The sequence below is a fragment of the Nocardia barduliensis genome, assembly GCF_013315795.1.
Lineage (GTDB): Bacteria > Actinomycetota > Actinomycetes > Mycobacteriales > Mycobacteriaceae > Nocardia > Nocardia barduliensis.
This window is the reverse complement of sequence record NZ_JABLTE010000129.1, coordinates 1-18,344: the sequence shown is the minus strand read 5'-3', so window position 1 is coordinate 18,344 and position 18,344 is coordinate 1. Positions and strand designations below refer to the sequence as shown.

Annotated in this window: 15 protein-coding genes; 12 read left to right on the top strand and 3 right to left on the bottom strand. The window is 68.3% G+C overall.

Features of this window, described 5'->3' with window-relative positions; all coding sequences use genetic code 11:
- The first annotated feature begins 265 nt into the window (after positions 1 to 265).
- Positions 266 to 1,327 carry an anthranilate phosphoribosyltransferase gene (gene trpD / locus HOV91_RS33935; protein WP_174189356.1) on the top strand — a complete coding sequence of 354 codons (1,062 nt, stop codon included), beginning with the start codon at positions 266 to 268 and terminating at the stop codon, positions 1,325 to 1,327.
- A 156-nt stretch (positions 1,328 to 1,483) separates the two neighbouring features.
- A complete protein-coding gene (locus HOV91_RS33930) occupies positions 1,484 to 1,774 on the top strand; it encodes a hypothetical protein (protein WP_174189355.1) in 291 nt (96 codons plus the stop codon).
- A 7-nt stretch (positions 1,775 to 1,781) separates the two neighbouring features.
- Here the strand turns inward: HOV91_RS33930 and HOV91_RS33925 are convergent, their stop codons facing one another.
- Positions 1,782 to 2,057 carry an Lrp/AsnC family transcriptional regulator gene (locus tag HOV91_RS33925; protein WP_174189354.1) on the bottom strand — a complete coding sequence of 92 codons (276 nt, stop codon included), beginning with the start codon at positions 2,055 to 2,057 and terminating at the stop codon, positions 1,782 to 1,784.
- A gap of 5 nt (positions 2,058 to 2,062) precedes the next feature.
- Entirely contained in the window at positions 2,063 to 3,877 is a 1,815-nt protein-coding gene (locus HOV91_RS33920; RefSeq protein ID WP_174189353.1) for a DEDD exonuclease domain-containing protein, read from the bottom strand.
- Between the two features lie 593 nt (positions 3,878 to 4,470).
- Here HOV91_RS33920 and HOV91_RS33915 point away from each other — a divergent pair.
- From HOV91_RS33915 to HOV91_RS33905, 3 genes are all read left to right on the top strand, one after another.
- Complete coding sequence (locus HOV91_RS33915; protein ID WP_174189352.1) at positions 4,471 to 5,040, top strand: C40 family peptidase; 570 nt, start codon at positions 4,471 to 4,473, stop codon at positions 5,038 to 5,040.
- A gap of 281 nt (positions 5,041 to 5,321) precedes the next feature.
- Positions 5,322 to 6,323 (top strand): NlpC/P60 family protein, encoded by a 1,002-nt coding sequence (locus HOV91_RS33910; protein WP_174189357.1) that lies wholly within the window; start codon positions 5,322 to 5,324, stop codon positions 6,321 to 6,323.
- 153 nt (positions 6,324 to 6,476) lie between these two features.
- On the top strand, positions 6,477 to 7,478 hold the full coding sequence (locus HOV91_RS33905; protein WP_174189351.1) for a hypothetical protein: 1,002 nt from the start codon (positions 6,477 to 6,479) through the stop codon (positions 7,476 to 7,478).
- A gap of 451 nt (positions 7,479 to 7,929) precedes the next feature.
- On the opposite strand, the gene HOV91_RS33900 is transcribed toward HOV91_RS33905, so the two are convergent.
- Positions 7,930 to 8,775, bottom strand: coding sequence for an HAD family hydrolase (locus HOV91_RS33900; protein WP_174189350.1), 846 nt, complete (start codon positions 8,773 to 8,775; stop codon positions 7,930 to 7,932).
- Positions 8,776 to 8,942: 167 nt separating this feature from the next.
- Between HOV91_RS33900 and HOV91_RS33895 the strand changes: the two genes are divergently transcribed.
- From HOV91_RS33895 to HOV91_RS33865, 7 genes are all read left to right on the top strand, one after another.
- The gene (locus HOV91_RS33895; RefSeq protein WP_174189349.1) at positions 8,943 to 9,920 is read left to right on the top strand and encodes an ABC transporter permease; all 978 of its coding nucleotides are present in this window, start codon (positions 8,943 to 8,945) and stop codon (positions 9,918 to 9,920) included.
- 55 nt (positions 9,921 to 9,975) lie between these two features.
- Positions 9,976 to 10,896, top strand: coding sequence for an ABC transporter permease (locus HOV91_RS33890; RefSeq protein WP_174189348.1), 921 nt, complete (start codon positions 9,976 to 9,978; stop codon positions 10,894 to 10,896).
- Positions 10,893 to 12,770 (top strand): ABC transporter ATP-binding protein, encoded by a 1,878-nt coding sequence (locus HOV91_RS33885; RefSeq protein ID WP_174189347.1) that lies wholly within the window; start codon positions 10,893 to 10,895, stop codon positions 12,768 to 12,770. Before HOV91_RS33890 ends, HOV91_RS33885 begins: the two co-directional genes overlap by 4 nt.
- A 12-nt stretch (positions 12,771 to 12,782) precedes the next feature.
- Positions 12,783 to 14,483: an ABC transporter family substrate-binding protein gene (locus tag HOV91_RS33880; protein WP_174189346.1), complete on the top strand. Its 1,701-nt coding sequence runs from the start codon at positions 12,783 to 12,785 to the stop codon at positions 14,481 to 14,483.
- A complete protein-coding gene (locus HOV91_RS33875) occupies positions 14,480 to 16,180 on the top strand; it encodes an ABC transporter family substrate-binding protein (RefSeq protein WP_174189345.1) in 1,701 nt (566 codons plus the stop codon). Before HOV91_RS33880 ends, HOV91_RS33875 begins: the two co-directional genes overlap by 4 nt.
- A gap of 37 nt (positions 16,181 to 16,217) precedes the next feature.
- A complete protein-coding gene (locus tag HOV91_RS33870; RefSeq protein WP_174189344.1) occupies positions 16,218 to 17,888 on the top strand; it encodes an ABC transporter family substrate-binding protein in 1,671 nt (556 codons plus the stop codon).
- Positions 17,885 to 18,344 (top strand): hypothetical protein (locus HOV91_RS33865; protein WP_174189343.1); only part of this gene is annotated, 460 nt, incomplete at its 3' end. The genes HOV91_RS33870 and HOV91_RS33865, both read left to right, overlap by 4 nt.

Genomic DNA, 18,344 nt, shown 5'->3' with positions numbered 1-18,344 from the left:
AGATGTGTATAAGAGACAGCCTCATCACGGAACCACAGAACCGCCACCACGAGTTCCGAGCGAAGCGAGACCGAGCATCCGCCGTTCGCGGCCCGGCTCGCGTCCGAGCGGCCGCCGCGCAAGCGACGAAGGAGCAAGCGGCGGTCGCTCGGACGCGAGCCATGAAGGGGCCGCGAACACGCCGCGACGAAGTCGCGGCCGATCGAACACAGCTACGCTCCTGGGAGAGACTGGTGCGCGAGACCAGTGGGACGGGAGAAGTGGAATGAGCGTGCGCAGCTGGCCCCAGGTGCTCGGAATCCTCGCCGACGGTGGCGACCTGGCCGCGGACGACACGTCGTGGGCGATGAACGAGATCATGTCCGACAACGCCACCCCCGCGCAGATCGCCGCGTTCGGCGTCGCGATGAAGATCAAGGGCCCGACGCCCGCCGAGCTGACCGGTCTGGCCGCGGGCATGCTCGACCACGCCCGTCTGGTGCGGATCGATGGCGACGCCGTCGACATCGTCGGCACCGGTGGTGACCGGTCCGGCTCGGTGAACATCTCCACCATGTCCTCGATCGTGGTGGCCGCGGCCGGTGTTCCGGTGGTCAAGCACGGCAACCGCGCGGCGTCGTCGAAGAGCGGCGGCGCGGACGTGCTGGAGGCGCTCGGTGTGAAGCTCGCACTCGGTCCCGAGTCGGTGGCGCACTGCGTGCGGGAGGTCGGCATCGGCTTCTGCTTCGCGGCCGTGTTCCATCCCGCCCTGCGGTACGCGGGCGCGGCCCGCAGCCAGATCGGCATCCCGACGGTCTTCAACGTGCTCGGCCCGCTGACCAACCCCGCGCAGCCGCGCGCCGGGCTGGTCGGCTGCGCATTCGCCGACCTGCTGCCCGTGATCGCCGGGGTGTTCGCCGAACGCGGTGCGAGCGCCCTGGTGGTGCGCGGTAACGACGGTCTCGACGAGATCACCACCTCCGACACCACCGAGGCCTGGATCGTCTCGGGCGGGCGGACGCGCCGGACCACCATCGATCCCACCCGCGTCGGCATTCCCCGGGTCGATCTGGACGCGCTGCGCGGCGGCGACGCCGAGGTGAACGCGGGCGTGGCCCGAGACGTGTTCGCCGGTCGCGGTGGCGCCGTCCGGGACGCGGTGCTGTTGAATTCGGCCGCGGCGATCGTGGCTTACGAGTGGTCGCGCGGTGCGGGCGATCCGGACGCCGACCTGCACGCCGCGCTCGCCGCGGGCATCGACCGCGCCGCCGAGGCGATCGACGCGGGCAACGCGGCCGCGCTGCTGGAGCGCTGGGCGAAGCTGACGCAGACGCTCGGCGACAGCTGACGCGGGTCGGCGCAGTCGTGCGGTCGCCGACACGCTGACCCGAGCGAAGGCCCCGATCCGGCCGGTCGCTGCCGGTAACGTCGATCGGGCAATCCGGCGCATCGCCGAGTTCGCCGGGCGCCGTGCCGGTCGGTTCGACCGACGAGGAGCACAGATATGCGACGCACAGTTCCGGCGCTACTCGCTGTCCTCGCTGCCGCGGGCTTCGCCGCCGCCGCGCCCGGGGCGCACGCGGCCGAAGGCACCCTGTTCGCCCACGGCCTCAGCTACGAGAACCCGGTCGGCTGCCTCGAGGTGGGCGACGGGTCGGACGTGGAGATCCGCAACCGCACCGACGGCGTGGTACACCTGTACGACGCGCCGGGCTGTGCGGGCGCCGTCGTCGAAGGGCTCGCACCGAACGACGCCGCCTATTTCGCGGTGCGCAGCGTCCTGGTCGAGGACTGAGCCGGGATTACTCGCCCAGCGAGAATCCGGCCTCGACTTCGGCCCGCGAGTACGACTTGAACGCGATGTGCGTCGTGGTGCGCAGGACTCCGGGCGTCTTGTCGATCCGGCCGGTCACCACCTCGGCGATCTGCTCGTGGTCGCGCACCCGCACGAGCGCGATCAGGTCGACGTCACCCGCGCAGGAGTAGACCTCGGCGACGCCCTCGGTGTCCGCGACCGCCTGCGCGGTCTCGGGGATGCGGCCGTTGTCGGCGTGGATCAAGACGATCGCGGTAATCATGGTGCTCAGCCTAGGCGGTCGAGATAGGCCTGCTCGGTGGGTTGGGCGCGGACCGCGGCGTCGGCGAGTTCCGCCCAGCCCAGCCACCGCCCCGCGCCGAATACGGGCTCGTGGTACCCCTCGCTGCCGCGCACGATTCGCACTCCGGGCCGCGCGAGCCAGCGGGCGACCAGCGCCACTTCTTCCGGTGTCGCTCCTCGCAGCGGCGGTGCGTCTTCGGCGGGCGAGCCGATGTGATCGGGCCCGTACGGAAGCGAATTCTCGCGGTGCGCCGAAACCGCGGTGGGGATCACTGTTTCGGCGGCGGCCACGATCTGTTCGACGATGGGCATCGGCGGCACCCCGCGCGGCGCGGTGCCGGAACCGGCGAGCCGGCCGTAGCGGATGACCGCGAACTCCCATCCGCCGTTGCCGTCGGGATGCGCGGCGACCAGTTCGGCTATGCGCGCGAGCGCGGCCAGTCGCTGGGTGCGGCGCAGCGCGCGTACCACCCGGACGACACGGTCGCGCAGCCGCGCGGCCGCCTCGAAATGCTCGGCCCGCGAGAGCGTTTCGATCCGATCGAGCATGAGCCGAATCGGCGCGTCGCTGTGTCCGGCGAACAGGGCGCGCACCAGTGCGGGCGCGGGGGCGTACTCCGCTGTTTCCAGCGCCCGTCCCCCGGAGCCCGCCGGACAACCGCCGACGAGTGCGGGCGGGCACTCGTGGACCGCCTTGCGGGACAGCCGCGTCGTGCAGGTGCGCAGCCCGGTGAATTCGGCGATGATCAGGCCCAGCTCGACGGCGTCGTTCCGGGAGTTGAACGGCCCCAGCGCATCCCGGTTCGGCTCCCGGACCACCGCGAACCGGGGGAACGGCTCGTCGGTGAGCGTGAGCCACCAGGCCCGCTTGGGGAACTTCGACCGGCGGTTGTAGGGCGGGGTGTGCGCCACCAGCAGGCGCAGTTCGCGCACTCCCGCCTCGAGCGCGTGCGCGCACACCACATGGTCGACCCGAACCGCCAGTGACACCATCTCTTTCATCCGGCCCCGGGTCTCCGAACCGGTGAAGTAATTACGGACACGGCGGCGCAGGTTCACGGCCGTACCTATATATAGGACTTCGTCGGAGGGACCGCGGAACAGATACACCCCGGGCGCAGCGGGAAGGTCGGCCGCGAGGACGCGCTTGGAGCGCTGCCGGGGCGTGACGTCGGGCAGATAGTCGAGCAGCTCGGTGAGACTGTGCACGCCCTGGTTCCCGACTCGCGCGATCAGCGCGTGCAGCACGTCGACGGTCGCTCGGGCGTCTTCCAGTGCGCGGTGGGTCGGCTGGGTGGAGGCGCCGAGCAACCGAGCCAGCGAACTCAGCCGCACCGAGGGCGCTTCGTCGCGCCCGAGCACCCGCCGCGCCAGTTTCACGGTGCACAGCACCTGCGCGGGCGGCCACGGGGTGTCGCACTGCGCCGCGGCGGCGCGCAGGAACCCCATGTCGAACCGGGCGTTGTGCGCGACCAGCACGGCGCCGGCGGCGAACTCCAGGAAGCCGGGCAGCACCGCCTCGATCCGCGGCGCGGCGTACACCATCGCGGTGGTGATGCCGGTGACGTGCACGACCGCGGGCGGAATCGCGCGTCCCGGGTTGACCAGCGTCGCGAACTCGCCGAGCACCTCCCCGCCACGCACCTTCACCGCGCCGATCTCGGTGATGCCGTCGCTTCCGGGACTCGTCCCGGTGGTCTCGAGGTCCACGACCACGAAGGTGGTGTCGTAGAGGGGTGTGTCGAGCTCGTCGAAAGCCAGCTGCTGGGCGGCGGCCGGGCGCGGCGCGGGGTCGGGCACGGCGTGCAGCGTAGGGCCGGGGTCCGACAGGAACGCGCACGCGAGCACGTCCCGCGATGCCGAATAACACCGTGCGGATTCACGGGCGATACCCGGGAAATGATCTAGAAATGCGAGAAAGAGACTCAGATCACATAAGGGATAAAACTGTATCAAACATTGCGGCGCGTCCGGCGGACGGCGAGCGCCCGCTGCCGGGCGTGTCGGCCACCTACGGCTCTACAGCGTAAGAACGATCGACCGTACTCTGATCTACGGCGCATTTTCCAGCGCTACCTGCTAAAACGACCCCACCCGCGGCAGCGCGCCCGCGACCGAATCCACCCGGCCCACCACCCCTCCGAACTCGGCTGCGGAGTGGCATTTCCGCGCCGTTATCTTTTCGTGATTCGGTAGGACCTATCTCACATCGATTCACCCCGGAAATTGTTGAGCACAGGCATTTCGCATTCCGGCGGCTTTACAAATGACCGTGATGTTTTCGTAACCTTTTCGAGACCTCACGGAGTCCGCCGCGCCGACCGGTGCGGCGCCGACGAAGTCCGCGGCACCACCGGGTGCGGCGTCGTGAGGCAGATTGGGAGTACCGCATCATGACGACCAACGCCGTCAAGCGTCATGCACAGCGCGCTGTTGCCGCCGGGGCCGTCGGCGCTGCCACCATCGGCGCGTTCCTGTTGCCCGCCGCCCCCGCTTCGGCCCAGCCGGTGACCATCCCCGGCGTGGGAACCTTCGAGGTTCCGAACGAGATCCCGGTCCCGCCGGCTCTCCCGGGCCTCGAACTGCCGGGCCCCGCTCCCCTCCCGTTCGTCGCACCCAAGTCCTCCGGCGAGGTCGCTTTGGACGCCGCGCTGAGCAAGGTCGGCGCCCCGTACGTCTACGGCGCCGCGGGCCCCAACTCGTTCGACTGCTCCGGCCTGGTCCAGTGGTCCTACCGCCAGGCCGGCCTCGAGCTGCCGCGCACCAGTGGCGCGCAGCTCGCCGCGGGCAGTCCGGTGTCGCTGGACAACCTGCAGCCGGGCGACCTCGTCTCGTTCTACGGCGGCGGCCACTCCGGCCTCTACGCCGGTGACGGCAACGTGGTGCACGCCTCCACCTCCGGCACGCCCGTGCAGGTGGCGCCGATCTCCTCCATGCCGATCGCGGGCGCTCGCCGCTTCTGAGAAGCAGCTGGTCGGGCCGCGCACCAGCGGCCCGACCGCCCGACGGTCCCGTGATCGTTTCGTTCTCTACTGGACATCGACCACGGCCGTTCCGTAACCTAACCGAGACCTTCCACCGAATACCCGGGTGCGCGGCCCGCAAACCTCGGAGTTCGACGAAGGTTTCCGCGTCGGTTTCACGAGAGATCGCTTCACGAGAGAACGGGGCACCGCGGGCTGTGGTTGCGCATCACCGGAAACAGCACACCAAACGTCTGGTGGGAGGAACGCTGGCAGCCGGAATGCTGGCCGCGGCCCTCTACGCCGGCGGTCCGGCCGGAGCGGATCCGGTGGCGCTGCCCACCACCGCCACCGAAGCCGTGCAGCGGATGATCGATCTGTCTCGCCAGTCCGAGCAGCTCAACCAGCAGGCATTGGGCGCGGAAGCCGAGTTGGAGGCCAAGCTCGCCGTGCAGCGCGACGCCGACGAACGGCTCGCCGCCAGCACCGACATGGTCGAGCGCGCCCGGGACGAAGTCCGCCGCTATCAGCCCGTCATCGACCGCACCGCGATCGCCGCCTACCAGGGCGCCCGCACCAACCGCCTGTTCGCCGTGCTGGTCAGCGACTCGCCGCAACAACTGCTCGACCAGATGTCCACGCTGGACGTGGTGTCCGCGCAGACCTCCGAGCAGCTCGATCACTACGAGAAGGCCACCGACGCCGCGACCGCCGCGGAATCGGCGGCCCGCACCGCCGCCGACGCCGCCCGCGCCGCCGCGCAGAAAGCCGACGCCGTACGCATCGACCTGGAGCGCAAGCGCGCCGACCTGGGCGGCGCCGTTGCCGAAGTGGTGGAGGCATGGGGCGCGCTGTCGGCGCAGGACAAGTCGGCCCTGGCCGGCTCGCCGTTTCCGCCCGGCTTCGACCGCGACACCCTCCTGCAGGGCCTCGTTCCCGGCAGCGGCACCAGCGCGCTGGCCGCCGGACTCACCCGGGTCGGCGACCCGTACGTCTGGGGCGCCACCGGTCCGAACAAGTTCGACTGCTCGGGTCTGGTCCAGTGGGCGTTCAAGCAGGTCGGTAAGAACGTGCCGAGGACGAGTTCGCAGCAGGCCACCTACGGCACTCCCGTCGCCAAGGAGAATCTGCAGCCCGGCGACGTCGTGTTCTTCTACTCCGACATCTCGCACGTCGGCATCTACGCGGGCAACGGGCTCATGCTGCACGCCTCCACATTCGGCGTTCCTGTCGCCGTCGCGCCCATCAGCTCGACGCCCTACCATTCGGCTCGGCGATACTAGGCGTCGTGAGCGAGCCAAGCAGCGGCACCGCACTATCCACGGCACGACCGACCGGCAACGGACGACGATGAGCGCCCCGCGCGGTCGATTCGGCTCACCGGCCGCCGCACGGCGCCTCGGCGGCGCAGCCGCGCGCCGGGCCGAGGTCGGCCGATGAGCGGCATGCGGACCTTGCGCGAGTGGTGGTCGGCACGGCGCCGATTCGAGTTCTGCCTCACCGTCGCGATGGTGATGGCGCTGACCGGCGTGTGCGTCGCGCTGATCATGCTGCCGAACACGGTGCTACCGAAACCGCAGGCCGCGCAGCCGGGTATGACCGAAGCCCTGGGTCGAGCCGCGGCCGCCGATCCCCGGCTCGAAGAGGTGCGGCGCATCGTCGAACCGTTCGGACCGATCGTCGCCCGCCAGGTGCCGACCGGTGACGGGCGGCATTCCCTGGTCGTCGGCCATCCCGACCAGCGGGTCGAGATCGATGTGCTGGAGCGCGCACTCCCCGATGCCACCGCCGCGGTGACCGACGTGTGGGGCCCGGGATGGGCGCAGTCCGCGCTCGTCGTCGTCGCCTCGTCCCCGTCCGAGTTCGCCGCCCTGGTGCGTTCGGCCGGCCTGCTGCCCGCCGAGGTCGCCGCCGCTTCCATCGCCGACCCGTTCACCCCGGGCAGCCGGCCCACCGGCCAGCGCGTCGTCTTCGGCCCCGACACCGGGCGCCGCCTCGATCCGGAGGGCATGGCGACCCTGCTGCGGCACGAACTCACCCACATCGCGGCCCGCGCCGATACCGTCGACGGCGCCCCGCTGTGGATGCTGGAAGGCTTCGCCGACTACACCGCGCACCATCGCGAGATCTCGCGGTTCGCCGACATCGCTCCGACCCTCACCGCCCGCGCGCACGCGGGACAGATCCCCGGTGATCTGCCCACCGACGCCGATTTCTCCGGCCCCGACGCCGCCTTCACATACGAGCAGGCCTGGTCGATCTGTGCCTTCGTAGCCGAGAAATACGACCGCCCACGTCTGGTCCAGCTCTACCACCGCATCGCCGCGGGCAAGCAGAACCCGTCCACCGAGGACCAGATCCTCCGCGAAGTCCTCGGCGCCACCCGCACCGAGTTCATCGCCGACTGGCACACCTGGCTCCGAGCCCAGACCGCCTGACATAGATCCCCCGGGTGAACCCCCAGCGCACACCGACGACAGATTCCAACGCCCGCTCACAAGACGGCCCCGAACACCCCGCCAGGCTGCCAGCCCCCCACGAACAGCCGTGCGCTATGCCTGGCGCAACTACGCCCCCAGCGCACCACACTCCGTCTTTCGAGCGAAGCGACACCGAGCATCCGCCGTTCGCGGCCCGACTCGCGTTTGCGCGGCCGCCGCGCACCGCCAGCCCCCACGAACAGCCGTGCGCTAATTCCCGACTTCGCCTACCAACGCCCCCAGCGCACCCCAACCACGACTTTCGAGCGAAGCGAGACCGAGCATCCGCCGTTCGCGGCCCGGCTCGCGTTTGCGCGGCCGCCGCGCAAGCGACGAAGGAGCAAGCGGCGGCCGCGCGAACGCGAGCCACAAAGGGGCCGCGAACACGCCGCGACGAAGTCGCGGCCAATCAAACACCAGCCCACCATCGTTCGAGGACGCGTGCGACTCCGTCGTCGGAGTTCGATTCGGCGATCTCGTCGGCGGCGGCGAGGGCCTCGGGGTGGGCGTTGCGCATGGCGACGCCGTGGCCGGCCATGGTGAGCATGGGGACGTCGTTGGGCATGTCGCCGAACGCGACGATGGTGCCCTCGTCCACACCGAGGCGCTGGGCGACTACGGCGAGGCCAGCGGCTTTGGTGATGCCGGGCGCGGACAGTTCGATGAGCCCGTGCTCGGTGGAGTAGGTGATGTCGGCCCGTTCGCCGATCAGCGGGGCGAGCACCGTGCGCATGTCCGAGCTGCGCGCGCCCGGTAGGCGGATCAGCATCTTGATGGCGGGCGCGTCGATGACCTCCTCGCGGGCGACCGAGGTGTCGTCGGGGTTCAGCCACGCGTGCTCGTAGAGCGGCGAGCTGACGAACTGCGGCGTCACCGCGTCGTGCGCGCTCTCGCCGACGCGTTCGGCCGCGAGACCGCAGCCGGGCAGGGCCTGCTCGGCGACGTCGGCGAGCCACGCGAGCGTCGGCACGTCCAACGTCATGCTGGTCAGTACCCGGTCGGTGGCGCTGTCGTAGATCACCGCGCCGTTGCCGCACACGCATAGCGGCGCGTAACCCAGGCCCTGCACCACCGGGTCGATCCAGCGCGGCGGACGCCCCGTGGCCAGCACGAACGGCACACCGTCGGCGATGAGGGCGCCCACCGCCGCCTTGGTCCGCGCGGTGACCCGCTCGTCGTGATCGATGAGCGTGCCGTCCACATCGGTGGCGACCATCTTCGGCTTGGGCAGGTGCAGGGGTGTCACCCGTTCCATCCTGCCGGACGACCCACCGATCGTGCCCGGCCCCCGTGGCCGCACAAGCCTCGCACAAGCCTCGGACATGCCCGAACATCACGTGGCACGCACGCGGGCAGGCACGTCCTTATGATCGGGGGCTAATACCGACGCTGGCCCGTCCAGCCGAAAGACCATGAGGACTGATGACCGGCTTCCTGCTACGACGCGCGCTCAACTATGTCGTGCTGTTGCTGCTGGCTTCGTTCCTGACGTTCAGTCTGGCGTCTCTGACGTTCCGGCCGCTGGACAGTCTCGAACAACGCAATCCGCGCCCGCCGCAGGCAGTGATCGACGCCAAGGCCGAGGAGTTGCACCTCAACGATCCGATTCCGGAGCGCTACCTCACCTGGCTCAAAGGCATTCCGCAGGGTGACTTCGGCACCACGCTGGCAGGTCAGCCGGTGAGCGAGGAGCTGCCGCGGCGGGTCGCGGTGAGTCTGCGGCTGCTGATCGTCGGCTCACTGGTCGGCACGGTGCTCGGGGTTCTGATCGGCGCGGCGGGCGCGATCCGGCAATACAAGTTCAGCGACTATTTCACCACGGTGATCTCACTGCTGGTCTTGAGCACGCCGGTGTTCCTGCTCGCGACACTGTTGAAATATGGTGCGCTGGAAATCAATTCGCTCACCGGATCGCAGATTTTCCTCTATACCGGCGAGACGTCGGCGAGCAAGATCGAAGGGTTCTGGCCGCAGCTGCTCGACCGGATCCAGCACTTGGTCCTGCCCACCACCGCGCTGGCTCTCGGCGCCATGGCCGGCTACAGCCGCTACCAGCGCAACGCCATGCTCGACGTGTTGCAGAGCGATTTCATTCGCACCGCCCGTGCCAAAGGTCTCACCCGCAGCAAGGCGCTGTACAAGCACGGCCTGCGCACGGCGCTGATCCCGATGGCCACGCTGTTCGCCTACAGCCTCGGCGGACTGATCACCGGGGCGACGTTCACCGAGAAGATCTTCGGCTGGCACGGCGTCGGCGAGTGGCTGGTCGACTCGATCAACGCCCAGGACCTGTACGTGGTGGTGACGGTGACCGCGTTCGCGGGCTTGGTGGTGCTGGTGTCCGGTCTGCTGTCGGACATCGTGTACGCGATTCTCGATCCCAGGGTGCGTGTGTCGTGAGTGAGCGAACCATCAGCACAGCACCGGCGGAACCGAGGGCTAGCGAGGCGCGGTCGTGACCGAAGCCGAAATCATCGTCCAGGGCGCCCCCGAGGTCACCGCGACCGGACGGCGCAAGCTGGTCCTGCGGCGCTTCCTGCGCAACAAGCCCGCCGTCGCGGGCGGCCTGATCCTCATCGCGCTGTTCGTCGCCAGCTTCGCGCTGCCGCCCCTGCTGCCCTACGACTACCAGCAGCTGGACTACACCGCCCTGCTCCAGCCGCCCAGCTTGGAGCATCCGTTCGGCACCACCCAGATCGGGCAGGACGTGCTCGCGCAGACCCTGCGTGGCTTGCAGAAGTCCCTGGTCATCGGCCTGTGCGTCGCGTTGTTGTCCACCACCATCGCGGCCACCGCCGGTTCGCTGGCCGGCTTGCTCGGCGGCTGGACCGACCGCGCGATCATGTGGCTGGTCGACCTGCTGCTGGTGGTCCCGAGCTTCATCATCATCGCGCTGTTCGCGCCGCGTACGAAGGGCAGCGGTTCCATCGTGCTGCTGATCCTCCTGCTGTCCTGCTTCGGCTGGATGATCTCCGCCCGCATCGTGCGCGGCCTGACCCTCAGCTTGCGTGACCGCGAATTCGTCCGGGCCGCACGGTACATGGGGGCGCCCACCCGCACGGTGATTCTCAGTCACGTCATCCCGAACATCGCCTCGATTCTGATCATCGACACCACCCTCACGGTCGGCTCGGCGATCATGGCCGAAACGGGCTTGAGCTTCCTCGGTTTCGGCGTGCAGCCGCCGGACGTGTCGCTCGGTTCGCTGATCGCAGCGGGGACGAAATCAGCGTTGACTTATCCCTGGCTGTTCCTGTTCGCGGGTGGTCTGCTGATCATCACCGTGCTGTGCGCCAACCTCGTCGGTGACGGGCTGCGCGACGCGTTCGATCCGGGCGCCAAGCGAGCACGGTCGAAGAAGAAGGCGAAGGCATGACGAGCGCGGGAACGACCGAGAAGACGGCCGGGAGGACCTCGACCGCCCCACTGCTGGAGATCGCCGATCTGCGGGTGTCCTTTCCCAGCGAGGAGGGACGCATCGACGCGGTTCGCGGTGTCACCTACACGGTGTCCGACGGCGAGGTGCTCGCCATCGTCGGCGAGTCCGGTTCGGGCAAGTCGGTGTCCTCGCTTGCGGTGATGGGGCTGCTGCCGGAGCAGGCGCGCATCACCGGTTCCATCCGGTTCCGCGGACGTGAACTGCTCGCGCTCGGCGATCGCGACTTGTCCAAGTTGCGCGGCAGTGCCATCAGCATGGTGTTCCAGGACCCGCTGTCGGCGCTCACGCCGGTCTACCGGGTGGGCGACCAGATCGCGGAAGCCCTTTTGGCGCACGGCAAGATGAGCAAGGGCGAAGCCGCGAAACGGGCGGTGGAGCTGCTCGATCTGGTCGGCATCCCGGATCCGGAGATACGGGCCAAGGCGTTTCCGCACGAGTTCTCCGGCGGCCAGCGCCAGCGCGTGGTCATCGCGATGGCGATCGCGAACGATCCGGCGCTGATCATCTGCGACGAGCCGACCACCGCCCTGGACGTGACGGTGCAGAAGCAGATCCTCAACCTGCTGCGCAAGGCACGCGACATCACCGGCGCGGGCGTCATCATGATCACCCACGACATGGGCATCGCCGCGACGCTGGCCGATCGCGTTGCCGTCATGTACGCGGGCCGGATCGTCGAGACCGCCACCGCCGCCGACCTGTTCGACACGCCGCGGATGCCCTACACCGTGGGGCTGCTCGGCTCGATTCCGCGCATGGACGGCCCGGCCCGGCGTCCGCTGATCCCGATCGTCGGCGCACCGCCCGCCATGCACGCGCTGCCGCCGGGTTGCTCGTTCGCGCCGCGCTGCCCGGTCTCGATCGAGGAGTGCACCGCCGCGGAACCCCCGCTGGCCCCGGTCGAACCCGGGCACGCCGCCGCCTGCATCCGGACCGCCGAGATCGGCACGGACGCGCTGTTCGATGCCTATCGCAGCGAGATCTCCGAGCCGGAGGCCGAGGCCGAGGTGGACTCGGAGGTGGTGCTGCGGGTCTCGGATCTGGTGAAGGTATTCCCGATCACGTCGGGTGTGCTGCTGCGCCGCCGCAAAGGCGAGGTCAGGGCGGTCGACGGCATCAGTTTCGAAGTGCGCCGCGGGCGCACCTTGGCGCTGGTCGGCGAGTCCGGCTCCGGCAAGTCCACCACGCTCACCCAGATTCTCGATCTGGTCACCCCGCAGGCCGGCGCCATCGAGATCATGGGCAGCGACGTCGCCGCGCTGAGCAAGGCGCGCAAGCGGGAGATCCGCCGCAAGATGCAGATCGTCTTCCAGGACCCCACCGCCTCGCTGGACCCGCGCCTGCCGGTCTTCGACGCGCTGGCCGAGCCGTTGCGCATCGACGGGCGTCCGAAGGCCGAGATCGCCCGCCGCGTACCGGAGCTGCTCGAGCAGGTCGGCCTGCGCCCGGAACACGCCGACCGCTACCCGGCCGACTTCTCCGGCGGCCAGAAGCAGCGCATCAGCATCGCTCGTGCGCTCGCCCTCGACCCGGAACTGCTGGTGCTCGACGAACCGGTCTCCTCGCTGGACGTCTCGATCCAGGCGGGCGTGCTGAACCTCCTGCGCGACCTGCAGACCGAGCGCGGGCTGTCCTACCTGTTCGTCTCGCACGATTTGTCGGTGGTGCGCAACCTCGCCCACGACATCGCCGTGATGTATCGGGGCAAGATCGTGGAATACGGCTCCGCCGAGCAGATCTTCGCGGCGCCGACGCACGAATACACGCGGGCGCTGATCGACGCCGTGCCGGTGCCGGCCGTGAACCGGTAGGGAAGGAACACGATGCGAATCCGGTCCACCCGAGGCTGCACCCGGCGACGCTCGGCGCGCTGGGCGGTTCCCGTCGTCGCGCTCGGGCTGGTGGTCGCGGGGTGTGGCGCCGACAGCGGCGAGTCGGCGACGGGCCTGTCCGACGCGCTCGGCACCACCAGCGACATCAACCCGAAAAGCCGGGACGAGATCCGCGAGGGCGGCAACCTCCGCCTGGCCACCACGTCGTTCCCGGCGAACTGGAACACGCTGTCCAACGACGGGAACGACGGCGAGATCGGCGACATCGAGCGACCATTGCTGCCGCGCGCCTTCGACACCGACGCGGCGGGGCAGCTCACGGTGAACACCGACTACTTCACCGACGTCCAGCTGACCAGCACCGATCCGCAGCAGGTCACCTACACGATCAATCCGAAAGCCGTCTGGTCCGACGGCACCCCCATCACCTGGGAGGACCTCCGCTCGCAGGCCAACGCGCTCAGCGGCGCCGACAAGCGTTTCCTGATCGCCATCACCAACGGCTTCGACCGGGTCGAGAAGGTCGAGCGCGGCGTGGACGACCGGCAGGCCGTCATCACGTTCAAGCAGCACTACGCGGAATGGCGGGGGCAGTTCGCCGGGAACTCGGCGCTGTTCCCGAAGTCGGTCACCGCGGACCCGGAGGCGTTCAACCACAGTCTGGTCGACCACATGGGTCCGACGGCGGGGCCTTTCGTGGTCGAGTCCACCGACCGTGCGCAAGGCCGCATCGTGCTGGCGCGCAATCCGAAGTGGTGGGGCGAGCGGCCGAAGCTGGACACCATCACCTACAGCGTGCTCGACCGCACGGCCTGGGTGGGCGCACTGCAGAACAACGAACTCGACGCGGCGCGGCTGGGCACGATCGATGACGTCAAGACCGTCCGCAACACCTCGGGGCTGGTCGTGCGCAGGGCGCCGGGCAATCGCTGGCGACACATCACGTTCAACGGCGCTCCCGGCTCGATCCTTGCCGACCCGAAATTGCGCGTGGCCATCTCCAAGGCGATCGACCGGCAGGGCATCGCCACCGCCACCCAGAACGGCTTGGTGGAGAACCCGAAGCCGCTGAACAACCACATCTTCCTGCAAGGCCAGGAGGGTTATCGCGACAACAGTCTCGGCTACGACCCGGCGGCTGCCGCGAAAGAATTGGACGATCTGGGCTGGAAGCTCAACGGCGACGTCCGGGAGAAGGACGGGCGCAAGCTGGTCATCCGCGACGTCATGTACAACGACCCGACCTGGGTGCAGATCGCGCAGATCATCCAGCAGAACCTGGCCGCCGTCGGGGTGGGGCTGCAAATCGACACCCGGCCGGGCGCGGGGTTCTTCACCGACGTCATCCAGCCCGGTGACTTCGACGCCGCCCAGTTCATCTTCTCCGGCGACGCGTTCCCGCTCAGCAGCATGCCGCAGATCTACGCCTACCACCCCGACGATCTGCAGGGGAATTTCGGCCGGATCGGCTCGCCGGAATTGAACGCCCTGATCGATCGCGCCCTCTCTGAGCTGGATCCGGCCAAGGCCATCGAACTGGCTAATCAGGTGGATCGGGCGGTCTTCGAAGAAGGCCACTCGCTACCGCTGACCCAATACGAAGGAAACTTCGGCGTCCGCGCGGATCTCGCCAACTTCGGCTCCCCGGGGCTCGCGTCGTACGACTACACCAAGATCGGATTCGTGAAATGAGACCACTGACGCCGACCCGGAATTACCGGCGGCAGGCACGCACCGTGCTGGTTCGGGCCCTGACCGTGGGCACGGCGCTCGCTCTGCTGGTTGGCTGCGGGTCGGGCGGTAACGACGTGAAGTCGGGTTCCAGCGCGATCGGCTCGACCAACGACATCAATCCACGCGAACCGAGTGAAGTGCGCGACGGCGGCAACCTGCGTCTGGCCATCACCGGGTTCCCCGCGACGTTCAATTCGCACCACGTCGACACCGACGGCGACCTCAATGACGTGGTCGATTGGACACTGCCGGGACCGATCACGTCCAATGCCGCGGGCGAATTATCGATCGACCACAACTTCTTCGCCGATATCGCGCTGACCGAGACGAACCCGCAGCGAATCGTCTACACCATCAACCCGAAAGCGGTGTGGTCCGACGGCAGCCCGATCACCTGGGAGGATCTGCGAGCCCAGGCGCAGGCGCTGAGCGGCCGCAATACGGAATACCGAGTCGCCGCGACCCAAGGCTACAGCCGGGTGGCCACCGTGGAGCGCGGCGCCGACGACCGCCAAGCGGTCGTCACTTTCGCCCAGCACTACGCGGAGTGGCGCGGCCTGTTCAGTCAGCTGTACCCGAAGGAGTCGATGGAGACGCCGCAGGCGTTCAACGAGCGCGACCGCAATGGTCTCACCAAGTCGGCCGGGCCGTTCGTGATCACCTCCGTCGACCGGGCACAGCAGCGAATCGTGCTCGGCCGCAACCCGAAATGGTGGGGTGACACACCGAAACTGGAGACCGTCACCTACAGCGTGCTCGACTACTCGGCCCGGCTCAACGCGTTGCAGAACAATGAACTCGACGCCATCGATGTCTCGGGTATCGAGGAGGTGAAGTCCGCGACCAACTCACCGGGCATCATCGTGCGCCGCGCCTCCCGCCCGTACAATTCGCACATCACGTTCAACGGCGCGCCGGGGTCGATTCTGGCCGATCCCCGCCTGCGCGTCGCGATAGCGAAGGCCATCGACCGGCAGGGCATCGTCACCGCGCTGCAGAACGGGATCGTGGAGAATCCCGTACCGCTGAACAACCACATCTACCTCAACGGACAAAAGGGCTACCAGGACAACTCCGCGGTGATCGCCTACAACCCGGACGAGGCGGCGCGCATGCTGGACGAACTCGGGTGGAAACTCAACGGCGATGTCCGCGAGAAGGACGGACGTCAGCTGGTGATCCGGGATGTGATGTTCCAACAGGACACCTGGGTGCAGATGGCGCAGATCATGCAGCAGAATCTGGCGCGGGTGGGCGTCAAGCTGGTGATCGAGACGTATCCGGGCAACGGCCTGTTCACCGAGGTCATCGATCCCGGCAACTTCGACATCGCGCAATTCAGCTGGCAGCGGAGCATTTTTCCGCTCGGCGCGCTCCCCCAGATCTACGCGTACGACCCGGCGAACCCGCTCAGCAACAAAGGGCGGATCGGATCACCGGAGCTGAACGATCTGATCGAGCAGACCATCTCCGAACTCGATCCGGAGCGGGCGATCGAGCTGGCGAACAAGGCCGATCGGATGATCTTCGAACTGGTCCATTCGGTGCCCATCGCGCAATCGGCAGGCAACGTGGCCGTTCGGGCGGAGGTCGCCAACTTCGGCGCCTTCGGGCTGGCTTCGCCCAACTATCTCCTGGCAGGCTTCGTGAAGTAGGCCGGTCCGCCGGACGCAACGAGCAGGAAGGACCACCATGCGGATTCACTCGGCGTGTGCCCGACTGGCATTGTCGCTGGTCGTTGTCGGGCTGGCCGTCACGGGATGTGGGGGCGGGAGCGGTGTGGCCCCTGGCACCAGCACGGTCGGCAGCACCAACGACATCAACCCGAGGGACCCGAGTGAACTGCGCGACGGCGGCAACCTGCGGCTGGCACTCACCAACTTCCCGGAGACCTTCAACTATCTGCACGTCGACGGCGGGACGAAAACCGTCGCAGCCATCGTCGAAGCGACGATGCCCACCTCCTTCGTCAGCGACGCGGCGGGTGAGCTGAGCATCGACCACGACTTCTTCACCGATGTAAAGCTGACCGGCACCAGCCCCCAGCAGGTGGTCTACACCATCAATCCGAAGGCCGTATGGTCCGATGGCTCCCCGATCACCTGGGAAGATCTCCGGTCCCAGGCGAATGCCCTGAGCGGCAGAGACACCGCGTTCCTCGTCTCCGGCACCGGCGGTTTCGAACGGGTCGGCAAGGTGGAACGCGGCGCCGACGACCGGCAGGCCGTGGTGACCTTCGATCAGCCGTACAGCGAATGGCAAGGACTGTTCAACCCGCTGTACCCGAAGTCGGTCACCGCGACCCCCGATGCCTTCACCAACGCGGCCAAGAACGCGTTGCCGGTCAGTGCGGGCCCCTTCGTGGTCACCACGATCGACCGCAGCCAGAACCGCATCGTGCTCGGGCGCAACCCTCGGTGGTGGGGTGATACGCCGAAGCTGGATTCCGTCACCTTCAGTGTGCTGGACCATTCCGCGTGGCTGCCCGCGATCCAGAACAACGAACTCGACATCGCCTACATGTCCGGCATCGAGAACGTCAGCGGCGCGCGCAACGCCGAGAACGTGGTCATCCGGCGCACACCGGAGCCGACGTGGTCCCACATCACGTTCAACGGCGCACCTGGCTCGCTGCTCGCCGATCCACAGCTTCGCATCGCCATCTCGAAGGCGATCGACCGGCAGGGATTGGTCACCGCCGCGCAGAACGGCGTCGTCGACGATCCCAAGCCGCTGAACAATCACATCTTCGTCGCGGGGCAGAAGGGCTATCAGGACAATTCGGCGCCCATCGCCTACGACCCGGACGAGGCGGCGCGCATGCTGGACGCACTCGGCTGGAAACTCAACGGCGACGTCCGCGAGAAGGACGGCCGGAAGCTCGAACTGCGCGATGTGATGTACCAGCAGGATCAGTGGGTGCAGACCGCCCAGATCGTGCAGCAGAATCTCGCGCGGATCGGCGTGAAGCTGATCATCCAGACCGTACCCGGCACCGGCCTGTTCACCAATGTGATCGACCCGGGCAACTTCGACCTGGCCCAGTTCAGCTGGGGCGCTTCGGTCCTGCCGCTCGGCGCGCTCCGGCAGATCTACTACTACGACCCCGCCAACCTGCAAGGCAACAAGGCACGCATCGGCACTCCGGAACTCAACGCGCTGATCGACCGAACCCTCTCCGAACTCGATCCGCAGAAGGCCATCGAGATGGCCAACGAATGCGATCGGATGATTTTCGAAGAGGGTTACTCCATCCCGCTGCACCAGGCGGCGGGCACCTACGCCGCCCGGGCCGACCTGGCGAACTATGGCGCGTTCGGACTCGCCACGCCGGACTACACCAAGGTCGGCTTCCTGAAGTGAGAGCCGGAACGGGCCCGCTGGCCTATCCGCTCACGGTGACGATCGGCGCCCTCGCAATCTGTGCCGCCTGGGCGCCGTTCGGCACTCTGGATCAGGTGGCGGCCATCGTGGCCGTCGCCCTCGGACTCGTCGGCTACACGGCGTACCGGCTCGCCGTCGCGTTCGGGCTGCTCGGGTTCGGGAGTTCGGGCACCGTGCGAACGGCTCGAGTCACCCGAGTCCGCCAGCAACATCGCCTCGTCAGCCGATCCTGGTTGCAGATCGACGGCGCCGGTGGTCCGCGGTGGCTTCCGGTCTACTTCGATCCGGCGCTGCCCACCCTCACCGAGACCGCGGCCGAACTGACCGGCCGCACCGTTCACGTCTCCGGACGTCGCCTCTACCCTTCCGGCCGTCTCCGCGATGCCGAGCCTCCTGGCCGCCTGATCGACAATCCCAGCCGTCCCGCCCCCGACG

What these genes read in the sequence shown, in the direction of transcription:
- HOV91_RS33925 (WP_174189354.1), bottom strand. Translation starts at nt 2,057, where the DNA reads ATGATTACCGCGATCGTCTTGATCCACGCCGACAACGGCCGCATCCCC.
- HOV91_RS33930 (WP_174189355.1), top strand. Translation starts at nt 1,484, where the DNA reads ATGCGACGCACAGTTCCGGCGCTACTCGCTGTCCTCGCTGCCGCGGGC.
- trpD (WP_174189356.1), top strand. Translation starts at nt 266, where the DNA reads ATGAGCGTGCGCAGCTGGCCCCAGGTGCTCGGAATCCTCGCCGACGGT.
- HOV91_RS33875 (WP_174189345.1), top strand. Translation starts at nt 14,480, where the DNA reads ATGAGACCACTGACGCCGACCCGGAATTACCGGCGGCAGGCACGCACC.
- HOV91_RS33905 (WP_174189351.1), top strand. Translation starts at nt 6,477, where the DNA reads ATGAGCGGCATGCGGACCTTGCGCGAGTGGTGGTCGGCACGGCGCCGA.
- HOV91_RS33910 (WP_174189357.1), top strand. Translation starts at nt 5,322, where the DNA reads ATGCTGGCCGCGGCCCTCTACGCCGGCGGTCCGGCCGGAGCGGATCCG.
- HOV91_RS33870 (WP_174189344.1), top strand. Translation starts at nt 16,218, where the DNA reads ATGCGGATTCACTCGGCGTGTGCCCGACTGGCATTGTCGCTGGTCGTT.
- HOV91_RS33880 (WP_174189346.1), top strand. Translation starts at nt 12,783, where the DNA reads ATGCGAATCCGGTCCACCCGAGGCTGCACCCGGCGACGCTCGGCGCGC.
- HOV91_RS33900 (WP_174189350.1), bottom strand. Translation starts at nt 8,775, where the DNA reads ATGGAACGGGTGACACCCCTGCACCTGCCCAAGCCGAAGATGGTCGCC.
- HOV91_RS33895 (WP_174189349.1), top strand. Translation starts at nt 8,943, where the DNA reads ATGACCGGCTTCCTGCTACGACGCGCGCTCAACTATGTCGTGCTGTTG.
- HOV91_RS33915 (WP_174189352.1), top strand. Translation starts at nt 4,471, where the DNA reads ATGACGACCAACGCCGTCAAGCGTCATGCACAGCGCGCTGTTGCCGCC.
- HOV91_RS33885 (WP_174189347.1), top strand. Translation starts at nt 10,893, where the DNA reads ATGACGAGCGCGGGAACGACCGAGAAGACGGCCGGGAGGACCTCGACC.